Annotated in this window: 1 rRNA gene; it reads right to left on the bottom strand. The window is 54.5% G+C overall.

The window, feature by feature from the left end:
• Positions 1–255 (bottom strand): 16S ribosomal RNA (locus tag C9J29_RS24080); the annotation flags it as partial.

Raw genomic sequence — 255 nt, 5'->3', positions numbered from 1 at the left:
CTCTCAGGTCGGCTACGCATCGTCGCCTTGGTGAGCCGTTACCTCACCAACTAGCTAATGCGCCGCGGGCCCATCCTATAGCGACAGCCGAAACCGTCTTTCAGTGTTTCACCATGAGGTGAAACAGGTTATTCGGTATTAGCCCCGGTTTCCCGGAGTTATCCCAAACTATAAGGTAGGTTGCCCACGTGTTACTCACCCGTCCGCCGCTAACGTTGAAGGAGCAAGCTCCTTCTCTGTTCGCTCGACTTGCAT

Source organism: Lysinibacillus fusiformis, from assembly GCF_003049525.1.
In the GTDB taxonomy this organism is placed as follows: domain Bacteria; phylum Bacillota; class Bacilli; order Bacillales_A; family Planococcaceae; genus Lysinibacillus; species Lysinibacillus fusiformis.
This window is presented reverse-complemented; position numbering and strand designations above follow the sequence as displayed.